The following is a 19,245-nucleotide window of genomic DNA, read 5'->3' as shown; positions in this document are numbered from 1 at the left end:
AATGCAACCGCCCGCGATCAGGCGTTTTCCGCTAAACAGCTGAGATCGTTGATCTAAATTCGTCACTGTCCAGTCCTTGGTAGGAAACGCACTTATTCCGCGGCGATTTGTCCCATTCACGCGCTAATAGTGCGCATCTGGGCGTTCAGACAATCTAAAAACGCGTGTGCACTTACGAATCTTCGTTAAAATTTTGAAATCCTGCAAATGGGTTTCAATTGCCGGACGGCCATACCGCCGGATGGCTGCCGAGGGGCATGGCTGGACGCACCCACGATGCCGGGGTTCGCGATAACACGGCTGCATGACGGACCGCCGACAACTGGCCAAATCCGGACGGCATATCCTCAGTAAAGGCTTTGACCATCTCTCCCTTCAAGTCTTCGACCGCGAGACCATCCGCGATCCTTCCCATATCCCACAGCCATTGACCGGTGCGGGCAAGAGAGACCTGCACGTGCCAGCTACCGCCTTCACGCGCCTGACGTGCACGGGCGATCATGGCGCCGAACGCCATTAAGTAGCCGGTGGCGTGATCCAGCATCTGGGCCGGTAACTCCCTGGGCCCATCGACGCCGGCCGCCTGCCCTTCGGCATGGTTGAAGCCGGTCGCGCATTGGACGAGGGAGTCGAAGCCGCGGCGCCCGGCCCACGGCCCGGAACGGCCATAGGCGGAGAGCGAGACATAGACGATACCGGGACTGACACGGGCCGCCTCCTCCGGCGAGAAGCCGAGCGCCGCGAGCGATTGCGGGCGGTAGCCCTGCGAGAAGATATCCGCCTGCGCGAGCAATCCTCGCAAGGTGTCGCGCCCCTGCCCGCTCTGGAGATCCACGAAGCTCGAGAGCTTGCCGCGGCCGGTATCGATGGTGAGCCACGGGATCGCCGGCAGATCGGGGCTGGAGACCAGCATCACATCCGCGCCATGGGCCGCAAGCGTGCGACCAGCGACGGGACCGGCGATAACGCGTGAGAGATCGAGCACGCGCAAACCGGCAAGCGGCCGGGCGCCGATCGGCCACAGCTTCGGTTCGGCGTCGCCAATCCGGATGATCTCGACGAGCGGCAGTTCAGCAACGGCTGTAGCCTGCGGCAGCGCCATCCATTCGTCATGGGAGCGCATCAGCGCCACGACGCCGCCGGCTGCATAGGCTGCGGTCTCGAAGGCCTCGCCGTTCCATTGCATCAGAGCCGCCTGCACCGCTTCACGCTCCGGCGCGCATGACAGCACCTGGCAGACAGCGTCGCGATGATGCGGGAAATTGGTATGCAGCCGCACGAACTTGCCATCGCCGGTCTTGTAGACACCAGCGATCGCATCCCAGGCGGGCGGCGGCGGATTACCGTCGCAGCGCAGATAGCGCTCGCTGCGGCATTCGACGATGGCATGGCGCATGTCGACAGAGACAGTCTGCGTCTGTCCGCTGCGTAGCCGCCAGATCTCGGCAGCCGCCATTCCGGCCGCAGCGATACTGACCTGAGCGGCTGCACCGACATGGAATGACGACGGCAATTGCGGCTCATTGCCGGTCAGCGCGACACGCTGGAGCGCCGCAATATCACCGCCAGCCTGCCTCCAGAGGTCGCCGAGCAGTTCACGAATGCCGTACATCAACGTCCTCCCCCTTTCCCACGCCACCGATTCAGCTCACGCTTCCAGGTGACCACATCCGTCATCGCATCATCTTGTACAAGCATGGAGGAGAGAGCATGGCCACCATCGATCCATTGACAGCCGGCGCCGTGGTGCTGGCCACGGCTGCCACCGACGCGGTCTATGTGATGTTCACCTCTGCGGTGGTGGCCCGTCGGCGCATCCCTGCGGCCACCTGGAGCAGCGTCTGGTATGTACTCTCGTCCTATGCCGTCATCAGCTATACCGAAAACTGGATGTATGTGGGGTTCGCCGCCGTCGGTTCATGGATCGGCGCCTATGCCACTATTACTTTCCTGCACCGGCCGCCCGGCGGACCGCCAGTCGGTGCATCACCTGAATAGGTAAGAACGGCTGAATGGTTTCTGAACAGCGCTTAATGGAAATCCCGCGAGCGCGGCAGGATCCGGACATTGCGCGGATGGCGAATGCGTTGTGCGGGATTGTCGGGATGCTCGCGGCGATCGTCATTGATCGGTTCCGGACCTGACAGCGCCTGCTGCGGTGTGCCGAGTGCATCATTGCCAAGGTGCTTCAGATCGTCCGAGCGATCGATCAGCCGTTCGGCGACGAGATGCACGACCTTGTCCGGGCTGCTCTGAATCGTACCCTCGACCAGAATGAGCCTGGAGCCCATGACCTCCCTGCGAAACTCCTCCATCACCTTCGGCCATACGACGATATTGGCGATACCGGTCTCGTCCTCCAGCGTCATGAAGACCACGCCATTGGCGCTGCCCGGCCGCTGCCGCACCAGCACGACGCCGGCACAACGCACGCGCCGTCTGTCATTGGCATCCACAATGCTCGCGCAGGTCACCACTTTTTCCCGCGTGAAATTCGCGCGCAGGAACTCCATCGGATGTCCCTTCAGTGACAGCCGGATAGTCTGATAATCGGCGACCACCTGTTCGGGCAAAGGCATCTGCGGCAGCGGTGCCGCATGTTCGTCCGGCTGTTCGCGGGCACTCGCAATCTGGAACAGTGGTAGCGGCACGTCATCCGGCAAGCGCCTTACCGCCCATAATGCTGCACGACGATCCAGGCCGATGGAGCGAAATGCATCGGCATCGGCGAGCATGATCAGCGCGCGTTTTGGCAAAGCGGTATCGCGGGCAAAATCTTCCAGCGAGGTGAAAGGCTGTAGCTCTCGCGCGGCAACGATGCGCTTGCCCCAATCTTCTCCCGGCGGCTTGCCAGCTTTTTCACGTTCGCGCTTCTCATCCGGATCCGCCCATTTGAATCCATCGATCTGGCGAAAGCCGAGGCGAACGGCGCAATAGTCTCCGCTCGGTTCTTCTAGCGTATTCTGCGAATGACTGAAGGACACATCGATCTCCCGCACATCGACGCCGTTGTCGCGCGCATCGCGCACGATCTGCGACGGCGCATAAAACCCCATCGGCTGTGAGTTCAACAGCCCGCAGCAGAATGCATCCGGATGATAATGTTTCAGCCATGACGAGACATAGACAAGTTGCGCGAAGCTCGCCGCATGGCTCTCCGGAAAACCGTAGCTGCCAAAACCTTTGATCTGATCGAAGCAGCTCTGGGAAAATACCGGATCGTAGCCGCGGTCGACCATCTTGCCGACCATCTTCGCCTCGAACGTATGCATGGTGCCGACATTGCGGAACGTCGCCATGGCGCGGCGCAGACCATTGGCCTCTTCTGAAGTAAAATGTGCCGCTTGGATGGCAATGCGCATCGCCTGTTCCTGAAACAGTGGCACGCCAAGGGTCTTGTGCAGGACATTCTTCAGTTCGTCCTTGTTGCCCCCCTTCGGAAATGGATATTCGATATCATCAGGGTTCATCGCCCGCCGCTTGAGATAGGGATGCACCATGTTGCCCTGGATCGGGCCCGGGCGAACAATCGCGACTTCGATGACGAGATCGTAGAAGGTGCGCGGCTTCAGGCGCGGCAGCATGTTCATCTGGGCGCGGCTCTCGACCTGGAAGACGCCGAGGGATTCGCCGCGCTGAAGCATTCTGAAAACGGGCGGAGCGTCGTCGGCCTCAGCCTTAATGTCCTTGAGTTCGTAGCGCCTGCTCTTATGACGAAAGATCAGGTCAAAACATTTCCGAATGCAGGTCAGCATGCCCAGCGCGAGCACGTCGACCTTCATCATCTTCATCGTGTCGACATCGTCCTTGTCCCATTCGATGAAGGTGCGGTCGTCCATCGCCGCATTGCCGATCGGCACATAGGTGTCGAGCCGATCCTGCGTCAGCACATAGCCGCCCACATGCTGCGACAGGTGGCGCGGAAATTCGATCAGCTCGGTGGCCAGCTCGACAGCGCGCATGATCATCGGATTGGATGGATCGAGACCGGCCTGCTTGACCTGCATCTCGTTGAGACCCTTGCCCCAACTGCCCCAGACGGTGTCGGCCAGCGCCGAGGTGACGTCCTCGGTCAGCCCCAGCGCCTTGCCGACATCGCGGATTGCCGAGCGCGGCCGGTAGTGGATGACAGTGGCGATGATTGCCGCGCGATGACGGCCGTATCTTTTGTAGACATACTGCATCACCTCTTCGCGCCGGACGTGCTCGAAATCGACGTCGATGTCCGGCGGCTCAAGCCGTTCCTTGGAGATGAAGCGCTCGAACAGGAGATCAACCTCGGCGGGATTCACCGAGGTGATGTCGAGCATATAGCAAACCGCTGAATTGGCCGCCGAGCCCCTGCCCTGACACAGGATGTTCTGGCTGCGCGCATAGCGCACAATGTCGTGGACGGTCAGGAAGTAATGCGCGTAACCGAGCTCGGCGATGAGCGCGAGCTCCTTGCGTAAGGTGGCTTCGAGCGTCTCATCGACACTATTCGGGAAATGCCGGGCATATCCCTCCCAGGTCAGATCCGCGAGATGCTGCTGCGCGGTCTTTCCCGGCGGCACCGGTTCGTCGGGATATTGGTATTGGAGTTGGTTCAATGAAAACGTGATGCGATCGGCAAAACGGATGGTTTCACGGATCGCATCCGGATAATCGCGAAACAGCCGAGCCATCTCAGCAGCCGGCTTGAGATGCCGTTCGGCATTCATTTCCAGTACGCGACCGGCCTGCTCGATGGTTGTCTTTTCGCGGATGCAACTGACCACGTCCTGCAGGATGCGGCGCTCCGGCGTGTGATAGAGCACGTCATTGGTGGCAATCAGGGGCACGCGCGCAGTGGCTGCGATGCGCTGCAGCTTGGCCAGACGGCGTTTGTCATCGCCCCGATGAAACGGACTGGCACCAAGCCAGACGCCTTCCGCCGGCAGGCCCGATAGTGCATCGAGCGTGCACAGGACAAGATCACTGTCGATCCGATAGGTCGGCATTAGAACAAGCAACACCCCTTCGCTGAGCTCCGCGAGATCGCCGAGCTGCAGCAGGCATTCACCCTTGTTGCCGCGCAACTTGCCCATGCTGAGCAACCGGCACAGTCGGCCATAGGCAGCGCGGTCGCACGGATAGGCAAGGATGTCAGGCGTACCGTCATTGAAGACCAGCCGTGTGCCGATCAGAAGCTTGGGTTTGTAGACAAGATCCTTGTGGTCCAGCTCGGCAAAGGCACGCACCACTCCGGCCATGGTATTGTGATCGGCAATGCCAATGGCATAAAGCCGCTCGGCACTGGCCTGATGCACATAGTTCTGCGGATGCGACGCACCGCGCAGGAACGAGAAATTGCTGGTGACGCCAATCTCGGCATAATCAGTCGCGCCGACGCCGCCCGTGCTCATGCGAACAGCCCATGCACGAACCATTGCGGCGAAACGGCTTGATCGTCCGCGTCTCTTATTTCACCATAAAGCCCGTCGCGGAAGAGCCAGAAACGTTGACCTGCCTCATCCTCGACGCGAAAGTAATCGCGCGTCGGCTTCGCCTCCTGCGCACGCCACCACTCCATCGACACACGCTCCGGGCCTTCCACATGAATGACGTTGTGAGACACCCGTCGCCAGGTGAATTTCTTAGGCGGCTTGTCTGGAAACTCCGCAAGCGGGACGTCGATCACCTCAGGCTGCTCGAACAACCGTAACGGCCGCAATGGCGGTTCGTCTTCACGCACTGGCCATGCTGCCTGCATGGCGGCAGCCAGATGATGCTGTGCCGGCACCCCCAGCATCGCGCGTTCGGGAATGTGGCTCTCGACGGGCAGATAAACCAGCACACGCCGCGGCCCGATCCGCGCAGCAATACGGTCGATCAGGTCGGCCAGTTCATCGTTCGCATGCACATTGGCATCGAGGTCGCGCTGCTGCTGCACGACGATTTCCGTGCGGCTGGCCGACAGGCGGATCATATCGAAGCCGAAACCGGGATCGAGCGGATCGGCAATCGCGTCCAGTCGCTCGCGGAACAACCGGTCGATCACCTCGCCCTTAGTCACCGGCAGGCCGGTTTCCGCAGTGATCACCCGCACCGCGCCGTCGGTGCGAAAGAACGCCGCTTCCAGCCGCCGCGCGCCCTTGCCCTGCCTGTCCATCGCATCGATCAACGTGCGTGCCAGCTTGGCCAGTGTCAGCGTAATCACACCATCGGTGGCGATCGGTTCGGCGAAGCGTTGCTCGACGATATAATCCGGCAGCGGCTTGCGCGGCGAGATCGGCGCATCGCTGTGCCCCAGCGCCTGTTCCAGCAGCGTCGTGAATTCCGCGCCGAAGCGCGCAGTGATTTCGGGGCGCGACCGCGAGGCGACATCGCCGATGGTCTTCAAGCCGGCGCGGCGCAATCCACGGATGATCGCCTCATCGGCGCCGAGCGTGAACAGCGGCAGCGGCGTCACTGCCTTGGCCTCCTCGCCCGCGGCGATGATCCAGCCATGTGTATATCGACTGAGCGTGCGCGCGCATGTCGATGTCCCCGCAATCGCTGCACTGACAATAAAACCCTGCCGCGACAGCGCCACGCAGAGCTGCTCCATCAGTGCGGCCTCGCCACCGAACAGATGGGCACAGCCGGTGATGTCGAGAAACAGGCCATGCGGCAGATCCAGCGCTACCAGTGGCGTGAAGCGGTCGCACCAATCGGCGATGTCGGTCAGTACCTGCGTATCGGCGACAGGATCAGCATCGAACACCTGAATGTCCGGACAGACCGCACGGGCATTGGCGAGCGGCAGACCTGGTTCAAGGCCGAGCTTCGCCGCGGCATCGTCCAGCGCGGAAATCTGCAGCGCATTGCTTTGCTTGGCGACGACAATACTTGCTTGCAGATTAGCTGGCGCGCCGTTGCGCGCGAGCTGACGTTTGATGCGATCGGTTGGCAGGCGCGGCAGCCACAGGCTGAGGATGCGCCGATGTGTCACGGAAAACGCACTCATCACACCTCCATTCCATGATCCATTGCCCGTTCGGGCCGTGACGATTTCGAACCAGTTGCACGTCGAGCATGGGCACGCCCCATGATTGCCAGGGCCTGAATGGCGGCGAATGCGCGGAGCGGATGATCCAGCGCGTCTCTGCCGTACTCGAGACCGGAACGCCTGCAGTCCGCAGCAACAGACAAGTGACGCCCGAACCGCGCGCCGCCAGCGTGAGCTTGCGGCTGGCGACGAGATCGAACTGTTTGCTGTCGCCCCAGGTCTCGAGCACGACGCTGCCCAGCGCGTCGCAGGCCAGCGCATCAGCCGTGGTCCGCAATGCCGTCTCGACATCGGGCGCGCGCACGGTGACCAGCAAGCGCGGATCGAGACCGAGCTCGCGCCAGCCGCTCATGGCCAGCGCGCCGCATTCGCGTTCGGAGAAATCCTGCCGGATCCACAGCAGCGGCCGCTTTGCCGAGACACGATGCGCGAGGCCGGCGACAAAGCCCGTGGCCGCCGCGCTGTGCCGGCCTTCGGCGAACACCTCATGCATGGTGCCACGCGCGAGGCCGCCTTGCAGCGCCGCGTCCGCCTCGGCATGACCGAGCGACACGCGATCCGGCGCATAGGTATCGCTGTGGGTCTCGATGCGTTCGATGCTGCCGCGCAATTGCGCGAGCGTGGTCATGCGTGCGCCGGTCATGCGCCGCTCCTCGAAATTGTTTTGCCATCACGGGTTTTTAGTGAACCCATTGCCGGCCCATTTGTTCATGATATGTTCTAATATAAAGCTAAGATGGCAAGCCGAGTCAATCGGGATCATCAGCCACTTTTTTAGCATTTGAAATCAAAGGGATTTTTGAACATGGACGTGAAGCGCAAGCTGGAGATCCTGGCGGATGCCGCGAAATACGACGCGTCCTGTGCGTCCAGCGGTACCGAGAAACGGGACTCCCGCGACGGCAAAGGCATCGGCTCGACCGATGCAGGCATGGGGATCTGTCATTCCTATGCGCCGGACGGCCGCTGCATCTCGCTGCTGAAGATCCTGCTCACCAATGCCTGCAATTACGATTGCCTTTATTGCGTCAACCGGGCCTCCAGCAACGTGACGCGCGCCCGCTTCACCGTCGACGAAGTGGTGCAACTGACGCTGGATTTCTACCGGCGCAATTACATCGAGGGACTGTTTCTTTCCTCGGGCATCATCCGCAGCGCCGATTACACGATGGAACAGGTTGTCGCCGTCGCGCGGAAACTGCGCGAGGAGCATCATTTCCGCGGCTATATCCATCTCAAGACCATTCCGGAAGCCGACGACGCGCTGATCACCGAGGCCGGAAAATATGCCGACCGCCTCTCCATCAATATCGAGGTGCCCGAGGAAGACAGCCTCGCCAAGCTGGCGCCGGAGAAAGACGTCCGCGCCATTCGTCGCACCATGGGTCGATTGCGGTTGAAGCTCGATGAAGCCCGCGAGGGACGCAAGCCGACGCCGCGCGGCAAAGTCGGGCCGCGTTTTGCGCCGGCCGGCCAGAGCACGCAGATGATCGTCGGCGCCGACAACGCCAATGATTCAACCATTATCCGGACCTCGGCCAATCTGTACGGGTCCTACAATCTGAAGCGCGTCTATTACTCCGCCTTCAGCCCGATCCCCGATGCAAGCCGTTCGCTGCCGCTGCGCGCGCCGCCGCTGATCCGCGAGCATCGGCTGTATCAGGCCGACTGGCTGATGCGCTTCTATGGCTTTGATGCCGACGAGATCGTCGATGACAACGACGGCATGCTGTCGCTGGAGATGGATCCGAAGCTCGCCTGGGCGCTGCGACACCGCGAGCGCTTCCCGCTCGACGTCAACCGCGCCAGCCGCGAAGACCTTTTGCGCGTGCCCGGTTTCGGCGCCAAGGCCGTGCAGCGGATCATCGAAACGCGCCGGATCTCGTCGATCCGCGTCGGCGATCTCGCGCGCCTGCATATTCCGCGGAACAAGGCACTGCCTTTCATCGTTCTTCCGGATCATCGCCCGGCCGTGAATTTGCTGGACGGCGCGAGACTGGCGGAGCGGTTCAAGCCGAAGGCGACGCAATTGGGATTTGGGTTTTAGACTTTCATTTCAGGAGACCTGATGCACAGTATCGTGCTGGAGAGCGACACCGACTTTGAAGGCTGGCGCAAGGCGGCACGACAACTCGTGCTGAATGACATTGCTCCCACTCACGTGAGATGGATCGTCGCTGGTGCTGAACTTGAACTATTTTCTGCCTTGCCCGAGACGTCGCTCTCTGACGCCACGCAAGGCACTTTCAACGTCTCGGCCAAATTCGTCGAACTGGCGCAAACCGCAATCCTGCATCGCGATCCCGAACGCTTCGCCCTGCTCTATCGTCTGTTGTGGCGGCTACGCGACAATCCCGATCTGATCCACGTCGCGATCGATTCCGACATCGCTAAATTGCAGGCGATGGCCAAGGCCGTCCGGCGCGACGAACACAAGATGCATGCTTTCGTGCGGTTTCGCGAAATCGGCCGCGAGCCAAAATCGCATTTCGTCGCCTGGTTCGAGCCCGAACATCACATCGTCGAACTCGCCGCGCCCTTCTTCGCGCGGCGCTTCGCCGACATGGCATGGTCGATCCTGACGCCGGATCTCTGCGCACATTGGGACGGCCACGCGATTTCCATCACGCCCGGCGTCAGCAAAGCCGATGCGCCGACCAAGGATCGGCTCGAAGAGGTATGGCTGACCTATTACGCCAACATCTTCAATCCGGCGCGGTTGAAGACCAAGGCGATGCAGAACGAGATGCCGAAAAAATACTGGCGCAACCTGCCCGAAGCCGCGCTGATCAAGCCCCTGATCGCGCAAGCTGAACGCATCACAGGTGACATGATCGCGGCTGAAGCCAGCGCGCCCAAGAAACCACAACGTCGGGAGGAGACCATGGTCAAGTCGCATGCGACCAAAACGGCCGAACATAGCGGGAAGGAAAGTCTTGCCGCATTGCGCGACGAAGCCGCCGATTGCCGTGCCTGCCATTTGTGGAAAGACGCGACGCAGACTGTATTTGGCGAGGGACCACAACATGCGTCGGTGATGATGGTCGGCGAACAGCCCGGCGACAAGGAAGACCTTGCCGGCAAGCCATTCGTCGGACCAGCCGGACAGATGCTCGACAAGGCGCTGAAGGAAGCCGGCATTGTCAGAGACAAAGTCTATGTCACCAATGCCGTAAAGCATTTCAAATTCGTGCCGCGCGGAAAATTCCGTCTGCACCAGAAGCCGGCAACGCCGGAAATCAAGGCGTGCCGTCCCTGGTATGAGCGCGAAAAAGCGTCCGTGAAACCCGAGCTCGTCGTCGCGATGGGCGCGACAGCCGCGCAAAGCGTGCTCGGCAAGATCACGCCGATCGGCAAGACCCGTGGCCAGATTATCCAGGCTGACGACGGCACACAGGTTCTCGTGACCGTGCATCCATCCTATCTGCTACGACTGCCCGACGAGGATGCCAAGGCGCGCGAATATGCGCATTTCGTCGACGACCTGCGCATCGTCGCCAAGCATCTGAGCGCATCAGCGCGCGCTGCCTGACGGTCAGATCACGAATTCACGCATCACACGCCGCGTATCCATCTCGAATTCGAGATCGACCACCGGCGGCCGCGCAAAATGCCAAGTCATGCCCTGCCGCGACGCACCGCGCTTGACCAGCTCATCGGCCACCACGGGATGGAAGTCCTGTACCGTGTAGATCTGCGTCGCAGTCGTGTCCTTCCACGAGAAGCCGAATTCGCCCAGACGCTCCTCCATATTGCTCATGGTCATCCGCGTTTTCTCCCGGAATGCGTCCGGCGAGGTCTCGCGATAGCGCGTGATGCGCTCGCGATATGTTCCAGGACCGCCGCGCGCTTCAGCACCACCCGCAATCACGAAAGTCGGCTTGGCACCGAACGACGGCCGCGTGAACGAGAACGCGTAAAACGACGGCTCGCTCGGCGGATCGATCTCGAGGCACACATTGCTGCGCGCGACGGGATTGTTCGTGCCGTCGAAGATGCCCCATTCAGCAAGCGTCTTGACATAGTGCTCGTTGAAAGTCCGGAAGCCAGCTTCGTCCACCACTGCAGGCGAGCGCAACTCGCAGGCGCAGAACGATGTCAGCGGGCGATCCGCCGCGAGAATGTAATCGGCAATACGCGCAAACCCATCGGCCAATGGCAGCCACGTGTCGAAACGAACGCGCTCGATCTCGAAATCCGCATTGGCGGCAACGCCGCTGGAATACTGAAAAACTGCGGGAAGATAGCGATAATTGCCGGCCGGAAAATCGCGCGTCATGGGATGGGTCCTGTGGAGGCCATGCGGGCCGCCAAAAGATAATGGCGGATCGCATGAAGCGATCCGCCATCCAACCTCAAACCATGTGTCCCCGCAAGCTCAGCTTCGCAAGGCCGCGCCCGTGCGATCAGGCCGTCCGCGTATGCTCCAGATCGAATTCCTCGATCTGCTTGGCGCGCTCCGTCTCTTTGCCGGCGCGGTGATCGGTGGCGATGGCCACGTAAACCGCGGGCAGCACGAACAACGTGAACAGCGTGCCGATCATCATGCCGGAGACGACCACGAGGCCGATCGAGAAGCGGCTCGCTGCACCAGCCCCCGCCGCGGTGAGCAACGGCAACAGGCCGGTGACCATTGCTGCCGTGGTCATCAGGATCGGACGCAGACGCACGCGGGCAGCCATCTCGATAGCCGAACGACGATCGAGACCTTCCTTGAGCTGCAGTTCGTTGGCGAACTCCACCATCAGGATGCCGTGCTTCGAGATGAGACCGACCAGCGTCAGCAAGCCAACCTGGGTGTAGATGTTGATCGTCGCCATGCCGAAGAACAGCGGGATCAACGCGCCCAGGATCGCCATCGGCACCGTAATCATGATCACGAGCGGATCGCGCAGACTTTCGAACTGCGCTGCCAGCACCAGGAAGATGATGATCAGCGCGACGCCGAACGCCACCGCGAGCTGGTTGCCTTCCTGCACATATTGTCGGCTGTCGGCGAGGTAGTCGTGATTGAAGCCCGACGGCAGTTGCTTGGCGGCGCCTTCAAGGAAGTCGACCGCCTGCCCCACCGTCACGCCGGGCATCGGCACCGCCTGAAAGGTCGCCGAATTCAGCTGGTTGTAGTGCGACAGTGCGTTCGGGTTGGTGCCCGTTTCGACCTTCACCAGCGTCGATAACGGCACCTGCTGACCCGTGATCGTCGGCACATAGTAGTTCGCCAAAGAATCCTGCGAGAGCCGCATGCCGCGCGGCACCTGCGGGATCACCTGATAGGAGCGCCCCTCGAGGTTGAAGCGGTTGGTGTAGTTGCCGCCGAGCAGCGTCGCCAGCGTATTGCCGATGCTCGACATCGTAATGCCGAGGTCGTTGGCCTTGGAGCGATCGATGGAGACGCGCACCACCGGCTGATTGAAATCGAGATCGCTGTCGCTGACGATGAACAGGCCGCTCTTGCGCGCGGTGTCCTTCAACTTGACCATCTCCTCATAGACCGACTGGAAGCCGTTGGTCGAGCTGATCACCATCTGGATCGGCAGACCGCCGGGACCGCCCGGCAGCGCCGGAAGGTTGAATGCGAAGGCGTTGACACCCTCGATCTTGCTGAGTTCGGCCTGCACCAGCGGCTTCAGCTGCGTGGACGAACGCTTGCGTTCGTCCCACGGCTTCAACAGCATGCCGGCGATACCGTTGCTCGGACCGTTGGTGCCGTTGATGATGAAGCGCAGATCGGTTTCCGGGAACTTCTTGAACGCCTCGTCCATGCGATCGCCATAGAAATCCGCGTAGTCGATATTGGCGTATTTCGGTGCCTTGGTCACCGCAAACAGAATGCCCTGATCTTCCTCGGGCGCCAGCTCCTTCGACGTATTCATGTACATGAAGCCGACGAGACCGAGGATCACAACGGCGAACATGGCCGTGATGGGGCGATAGTCCAGCGAGCGATCGAGCTGCCGGCCATACCAGCGCGTGGTGGCGCCGAACACCTTGTCCACCTTCTTGGCGAACCAGCCCGGCTCTTCCTGCTTCAACAGCACCGAGCACATCATCGGTGACAGTGTCAGCGCGATAACGCCGGATACGATCACCGAGCCCGCCAGGGTGAAGGCGAATTCGCGGAACAGCGCACCGGTCAAACCGCCGATGAAGCCGATCGGCGCATACACCGCCGCCAGCGTGATGGTCATGGAGATGACCGGACCAACGATCTCGCGCGCGCCTTCGAGCGACGCCTGCACCGGCGATTTGCCCTCCTCGAGATGGCGGTGGATGTTCTCCACCACCACGATGGCGTCGTCGACCACGAGGCCGATGGCGAGCACCATCGCCAGCAAGGTCAGCAGATTGATGCTGAAGCCCATGACGAGCATGAGGCTGCAGACGCCGACCAGCGACAGCGGAATCGTCACCACCGGAATGATGACCGAGCGGAACGAAGCCAGGAACAGGAAGATCACCACGATCACGATACCGACGGCTTCGATCAGCGTGTTCTGAACTTCCTCGATCGACGACGTGATGAACTTGGTGGAGTCGTAGGCGACCTTCATCTTCAGCGATGGCGGCAGGTTACGCTCGAGTTCGGGGAACAGCGCGCGCACGCCCTTGACGATGTTGAGCGGATTGCCGAGCGGTGTCGCCTGCACGCCGATAAAGATCGCGCGCTCGCCACTAAACGCCACGCTCGCGTCCGTACTCTGCGCGGCAAGCTCGATGGTGGCGATATCCTCCATACGGACAAAGCCGCCGTCCTTGGCTTTCACCGTCATGCGCTTGAATTGCTCGACGTTCTGCAGGTCGGTATTCGCCGTCACGTTGGAGACGATGTAATAGCCCTTGGTCTGACCGGCTGCCGCCTGGAAGTTGTTGGCGCGGATCGCCGCAGCGACATCGTCCGGAGATACACCGCGGCCCTGCATGCGCAGCGGATCGAGCCACAGGCGCATGGCGAAGGTCTGACCGCCGAGGATTTCGGCCGACGCTACGCCGTCCACCGTCGACAGGATCGGCTGCACCGCGCGCGTCAGGTAGTCGGAGATCGCCGAGCCGGACAGTTCCTCACTGGAGAAGCCGAGATACATCACCGCCGTCGTCGATCCCGTGGACTTCAGAATGACGGGGTCATTCGCTTCGCGCGGGATCAGATATTTGACCGAATTGACCTTCGACAGCACTTCGGTGAGCGCGGCATTGGGATCGACGTTGAGCTTGATATAGACCGAGATCAGGCTCTGGCCCTGCGTCGACGCCGACGTCATGTAGTCGATGCCTTCAGCAGCCGCGACGGCCTGCTCGATCGGCGTGGTGATAAAGCCCTGCATCAGGTCCGGCGACGCGCCGGGATACACCGTGGTGACGGTGATCACGGTGTTCGACAGTTTCGGATACTGACGGATCGGCAGGCTGGTTGCAGCCTTGAAACCGATCAGCAGGATCAGCAGGCTGACGACCAGCGCCAGCACCGGGCGCTTGATGAAGATATCCGTGAAGACCATTGCGGTCGCTCCGTCATCGGCACCGTCTGCCAGCCATTACAGGCCGCGCGACGATGCGAGAAAATTCATTCAGATGAACCGGGACGGACCGCATGTCGCGGCCCGTCCATCGGGTTTCAGTTCAGCGGCGGCTTCGCCGGAATCTGCGGCAATGGATCGGTCGAGATCGACACCAGCGCGCCGGACTGCAACTTGAGCTGTCCGACCGCCACGACGCGATCACCGGCTTTCAGGCCCTGCGTGATCACCGCACGGCCATCGATGCGGTCGCCAGTGCGCACGAAGGTGCGCACCGCCGAGAGCTCGGTCTTGCCATCGTCGGTCTTCTTTTCGGTGATCAGGTAAACCGAGTCACCATAGAGCGTGTAGTCGACTGCGGTTTCCGGCACGGTGATCACAGCCGGTTTGTCTGGCAGCACGACGGTCGTGGTCGCGAACATGCCTGGCTTCAGGATGCCTTCCGGATTCTGCAGCGTCGCCTGAACACGAATGTTGCGCGTATCCGCACTGATCTGCGGCTCGATCGTGGTGATCTTGCCCTCGAACTTGCGGCCCGGATAAGCGTCCACCGAAATGCGCACAGCCTGACCGACCTGCAGCTTGCCGGAGTCTTTTTCCGTGACCGTGAAGTTGTTATAGACGGCGGACAGGTCGGTGAGCGACACGATCTGCGTGCCGGCCGTCAGGTACTGGCCGACTTCGACCCGACGCGTGCCAAGCACGCCATCAAACGGCGCGCGCACCTGCTTCTGCGAAATCACCGCTTCGGTCTTGGCGATATTGGCCTGTGCCTGATCATACGCCGCCTGCGTGGTGTCGACGGTGGCCTGCGGACCAACCTGACGCTCGGCGAGCTGTTTGGCGCGGTCGAGATTGATGCGCGCCACGGTGGCAGCCGCCTTGAAGTTGGCGAGGTCGCCCTGGTCCGGACCGTCGAACAGTTGCACCAGCGGCTGGCCGGCCTTGACGGTCGCGCCCGCGGTGAACTGGATGTCGGTAATGCGGCCGTTGACGTCGGAGGTGACGTTGACCTGATGCACAGCGGCGAGATCGCCGACGGCGCTGATCAGGTTGGGCACTACTTCGGACTTGGCATCCGCAACACTCACCACAGTCGGCGGCGGCTTCATGGTGGCGAAGAACTGCTTGATCATGTGGGCGCGGAACGCGTTGAAGCCCACCAGGCCGCCCACCAGGATCGCCAGCAGGATGCCGACGATGATGAACCAACGCACCATCCGCGGACGCGGACGGGGCTTCTCGACAGTCGCACGCGGCGCCGTAGTGCTGTTGGGTTCGGTCGTGAGTGTCATGTCATGCGCTTTCTGTCGTAGTCGCTGGCATCAGGTACGCCGGAAGCTCGCGATCGATATACGTCGCGATCGCCGTGTCTTTCAGTCCGATACCGCGGAGAATAAACTCACAAAGTTGCCGCTCGTTGTCGGCGGTGCTGGCATAAGGCAAACAGGGAACCGAGGGAAGGCGCGATAATGCCGCCATCATCGCGGTGTGGTGCGCGAACCAGAAAAGACCCATCGGCTCTTTTCCGATCCGGACCGCGTCGTTTGTCCGGACAGCGTCTTCAAGTGACGCCGTAAAGGTCGGGCCGATCAGCTCGCCGATCTTGTCAAACAGCAGCCGGGCGAATTCGCCGTCCTGCAACTGGCTGATGACCATTAGCCGCAGGCGCTGTGCCTCTTCATGATCGGGATCGGGATCGCGCGGAATGTCGAGGAAGTGCCCGACCATGCCGCGAATCAAAATCACCAGCGTCTCGGTCGACGGCGGCAGACCGAGCAGCTTGTTCAGTCCGGGATCGGCTTCGCATTCCTCCGCCAGGATCTCGGCATAGAGCGCCGACTTGGTCGGGAAGTGCTTGAACAGCAAGCCTTCCGAAATCGACGCCGCAGCCGCCACGCTCTTGGTCGTAGTGCCGGCAAATCCATTGCGCGCAAAGCATCGCTTCGCCGCGCTGAGGATCAGCTCGCGCCTGAGGTCATGGGTCATTCGAAGTGTGCTCATAGCGTCGTGAGTAAGCACTCACCTCTATTCGTGTCAAGAAAATGGTGCATCGCATCCGGAGAATGACTGCAGGTGGTATCTGGCCGCCACAGTGTTGCATTCTCGCGACGCCAATGCGCCCGAGTTATGCGGTCCCCTCAAGATGAGGGGTGGCAGCGCGCCGTGAGGCACAAAGGGTGGTTTTTATCGCGATCCGCTCCGCCGGAACGCCGGTAATCCGCAACCGCGCAACGCCACACCGCAGACAAGTTTACGCAGTCTGCGACTGCTACGGGCGATTTCTGCCCCCGGGACCGTGCTTCCTGGGACGTGGCGCCGGCCGGTTTCCCCGCTTTTGCTTGTCCCAGTCCAGCCGTTTCCGTCAGAGCCTGTAGTGGGCCCGGACGGCTACCCAGGGCCTCCCGAGTGCGCGAGGGAACGTCTCCTCCCGCCCGTAGACGCCGCAATCCCAGCTCCACCTCAAGACGCCTCTAGAAGCGCCCTCGCGAACTGATGAGCGGAGGACAGTCCTTCTAGGTATATTGTCAAGATATATAGGAAAAAATGTCTAAGCTCTACCCTCTCAATGGTCATTCCCGGGGCGCGCTCTTGCGCGAGCCCGGAATGACAATTGAGAGGTTCGTGCGTTTCGGCACTACACCGTGAGTTACACCACCGTCTTGTGACGCTCAATGCAGGTCGTCAGCACCTCGTCCATCGACTTGCTCCACCAGTTCTCCGAGAAGATCTCGATCTCGGAGTAACCGGCGAAGCCCTGCGCCTCGACAGCCGCGCGGGCGGATTTGATATCGATGACGCCGTCGCCCATCATGCCGCGGTCGTTGAGGATGTCCTTGGTCGGGACCAGCCAGTCGCAGACGTGAAATGCGAGCAGACGATCCTGCCCTGCCCGCGCGATCTGGGCATGCAGTTCGGGGTCCCACCAGATGTGATAGACGTCGAGGGCGACGCCGAGCATGCCGGTGCGGTTGGGATCGAGACGGTCGCAGATGTCGAGCGCCTGTTCGGTGGTGTTCACGCAGGCTCGGTCGGCCGCATAAGCCGGATGCAGCGGCTCGATGGCCAGCGGCATCTTCGCCTGCCTCGCATATTCCATCATCTCGGCGATGCCATCATCGACCTGCGCACGCGCATTGATGATGTTCTTCGACGGCGCAGAGCCCGGCCGCGAATATTGCGGCAGGCCGCCGACGACCAGCACGATGCACGGTGAGCCCAATGCCACCGCTTCATCGACGCAGCGCTTGTTGTCGTCGCGCTGCTGCTGGCGATGGGCTTCGTCCGAGACGAACATGCCGCCGCGGCAATAGCCGGACAGTTCGAGGTCGTGATCCCGCACCGCCTTCACGGCCTTGTCCAGACCGACGGCGGCCACCTGATCGCGCCACGGCGAGACGCCGCGGATCTTGTGACGCGCACAGGCTTCGGCGATCGCGACAAAGTCACCCTGCTTGCGGACCGTCGCCGTGTTCAGCGACAGCCAGCGATGGTCGTTGGAAAAGTCACGCATCTCAGGCTTCGATCCCACGGGTGGCCATGATCGCCTTCATGCGCTGCGTCGCCAGTTCGGGATTGGCCAAAAGACCGGCCTTGTCGGCGAGACGGAACAGTTCGGCGAGATGCTGCGTCGAGCGCGTGCTCTCCTGCCCGCCGATCATGGTGAAGTGATCCTGATGGCCGTTGAGATAGGCCATGAACACGATGCCCGTCTTGTAGAACCGCGTCGGCGCCTTGAAGATGTGACGCGACAGCGACACGGTGGGACCAAGCACGTCGTGGAAGCCGGCCTCGTCGCCTGCCGCCAGACGCGACAGCGCATAGGATGCCGCCGGCGCGATGGCATCGAAGATGCCGAGCAGCGCGTGCGAGAAGCCCTTGTCGTCGCCGGCGATCAGTTCGGCATAGTTGAAATCGTCGCCGGTATACATCTTGACCTTGGGATCAAGGCGACGACGCATGTCGATCTCGCGCTGTGCATCGAGCAGCGACACCTTGACGCCATCGACCTTGGCGGCGTTACGGTTGATGACGTCGACGGCGATGTCCATGGCGGTGTCGAGGCTGGACGTGCCCCAGTAATTCGCCAGTGCCGGATCGAACATGTCGCCGAGCCAGTGGATGATGACGGGCTGCGCCGACTGCGACAGGATGCGGTCATAGACGCGGCCGTAATCCTCGGCGCTCTTGCCGAGCTTGGCCAGCGCACGCGACGCCATCAGGATGATGCGGCCGCCGACCTTCTCGATCGCTTCGAACTGCTGTTCATAGGCCTTGATCACGTCGTCGATCGACTTGGCATCTTCCACCGCGAGGTGATCGGTGCCGGCGCCGGAGAACACAAGCGCGCCGCGCGGCTTGGCCGCCGCGACGGAGCGCGTGATGAGTTCGAGCGAGGTCGGCCAGTCCATACCCATGCCGCGCTGAGCGGTGTCCATCGCTTCTGCGACGCCGAGACCGAGATCCCAGACGTGTTCACGAAATGCGATGGTGCGGTCCCAATCGATGGTCTGATTGAGCCACGGATCGCACTCCGCCAGCGGGTCGGCGACGATATGCGCCGCCGAGAAGGCGATGCGGTTCAGCGTGCCTTCCAGCTTGGCCGGAAACGTGCGCGACGCTGCGAGACGATAGGTCTCGATCGAACGATCGGCCTTCGGCAGCTTCAGCGACAGCGACGACGCAGTCGACGTGGGCATGACTGGCTTGTTCATGGCGGAC

Annotated in this window: 13 protein-coding genes; 3 read left to right on the top strand and 10 right to left on the bottom strand. The window is 61.6% G+C overall.

All coding sequences use genetic code 11. The features are described 5' to 3' along the window. Positions 1-214: 214 nt before the first annotated feature. The gene (locus AC1DUY_RS12650; protein WP_478114602.1) at positions 215-1,612 is read right to left on the bottom strand and encodes a CoA transferase; all 1,398 of its coding nucleotides are present in this window, start codon (positions 1,610-1,612) and stop codon (positions 215-217) included. A gap of 98 nt (positions 1,613-1,710) precedes the next feature. Between AC1DUY_RS12650 and AC1DUY_RS12645 the strand changes: the two genes are divergently transcribed. Next, entirely contained in the window at positions 1,711-1,998 is a 288-nt protein-coding gene (locus AC1DUY_RS12645; protein ID WP_089266972.1) for a hypothetical protein, read from the top strand. 32 nt (positions 1,999-2,030) lie between these two features. Here AC1DUY_RS12645 and AC1DUY_RS12640 read toward each other — a convergent pair whose 3' ends face one another. Genes AC1DUY_RS12640 through AC1DUY_RS12630 form a run of 3 tightly spaced genes read right to left on the bottom strand, consistent with a single transcriptional unit; the run spans position 2,031 to position 7,652 of the window. After that, positions 2,031-5,384, bottom strand: coding sequence for an error-prone DNA polymerase (locus AC1DUY_RS12640; RefSeq protein WP_478114600.1), 3,354 nt, complete (start codon positions 5,382-5,384; stop codon positions 2,031-2,033). Continuing rightward, entirely contained in the window at positions 5,381-6,967 is a 1,587-nt protein-coding gene (locus tag AC1DUY_RS12635; protein WP_478114598.1) for a Y-family DNA polymerase, read from the bottom strand. Before AC1DUY_RS12635 ends, AC1DUY_RS12640 begins: the two co-directional genes overlap by 4 nt. After that, on the bottom strand, positions 6,861-7,652 hold the full coding sequence (locus tag AC1DUY_RS12630; RefSeq protein ID WP_478114596.1) for an ImuA family protein: 792 nt from the start codon (positions 7,650-7,652) through the stop codon (positions 6,861-6,863). The genes AC1DUY_RS12635 and AC1DUY_RS12630 overlap by 107 nt, the downstream gene beginning before the upstream one ends. Positions 7,653-7,814: 162 nt before the next feature. Between AC1DUY_RS12630 and AC1DUY_RS12625 the strand changes: the two genes are divergently transcribed. Continuing rightward, positions 7,815-9,056: a putative DNA modification/repair radical SAM protein gene (locus AC1DUY_RS12625; protein ID WP_093761895.1), complete on the top strand. Its 1,242-nt coding sequence runs from the start codon at positions 7,815-7,817 to the stop codon at positions 9,054-9,056. A gap of 21 nt (positions 9,057-9,077) precedes the next feature. After that, positions 9,078-10,541, top strand: a complete 1,464-nt coding sequence (locus AC1DUY_RS12620; RefSeq protein WP_478114593.1) for a UdgX family uracil-DNA binding protein — start codon at positions 9,078-9,080, stop codon at positions 10,539-10,541. A 3-nt stretch (positions 10,542-10,544) separates the two neighbouring features. Here the strand turns inward: AC1DUY_RS12620 and cnbZ are convergent, their stop codons facing one another. The 6 genes from cnbZ to AC1DUY_RS12590 form a co-directional block, all read right to left on the bottom strand. Next, complete coding sequence (gene cnbZ, locus AC1DUY_RS12615; protein ID WP_478114591.1) at positions 10,545-11,288, bottom strand: 2-amino-5-chloromuconate deaminase CnbZ; 744 nt, start codon at positions 11,286-11,288, stop codon at positions 10,545-10,547. 127 nt (positions 11,289-11,415) lie between these two features. Further along, positions 11,416-14,505, bottom strand: a complete 3,090-nt coding sequence (locus tag AC1DUY_RS12610) for a MexW/MexI family multidrug efflux RND transporter permease subunit (RefSeq protein WP_478114589.1) — start codon at positions 14,503-14,505, stop codon at positions 11,416-11,418. A gap of 116 nt (positions 14,506-14,621) precedes the next feature. Further along, a complete protein-coding gene (locus AC1DUY_RS12605) occupies positions 14,622-15,818 on the bottom strand; it encodes an efflux RND transporter periplasmic adaptor subunit (protein ID WP_089266964.1) in 1,197 nt (398 codons plus the stop codon). Position 15,819: 1 nt separating this feature from the next. Then, on the bottom strand, positions 15,820-16,527 hold the full coding sequence (locus AC1DUY_RS12600; protein ID WP_439061344.1) for a TetR/AcrR family transcriptional regulator: 708 nt from the start codon (positions 16,525-16,527) through the stop codon (positions 15,820-15,822). Between the two features lie 646 nt (positions 16,528-17,173). Beyond that, the gene (locus AC1DUY_RS12595; protein ID WP_439093738.1) at positions 17,174-18,037 is read right to left on the bottom strand and encodes a sugar phosphate isomerase/epimerase family protein; all 864 of its coding nucleotides are present in this window, start codon (positions 18,035-18,037) and stop codon (positions 17,174-17,176) included. Position 18,038: 1 nt separating this feature from the next. Next, entirely contained in the window at positions 18,039-19,238 is a 1,200-nt protein-coding gene (locus tag AC1DUY_RS12590) for a dihydrodipicolinate synthase family protein (protein ID WP_478114586.1), read from the bottom strand. Between the last annotated feature and the right edge of the window lie 7 nt (positions 19,239-19,245).

The organism is Tardiphaga sp. P4_G1, assembly GCF_056401215.1.
The sequence above is the reverse complement of the archived record's forward strand: the minus strand, read 5'-3'. Positions and strand labels throughout refer to the sequence as shown.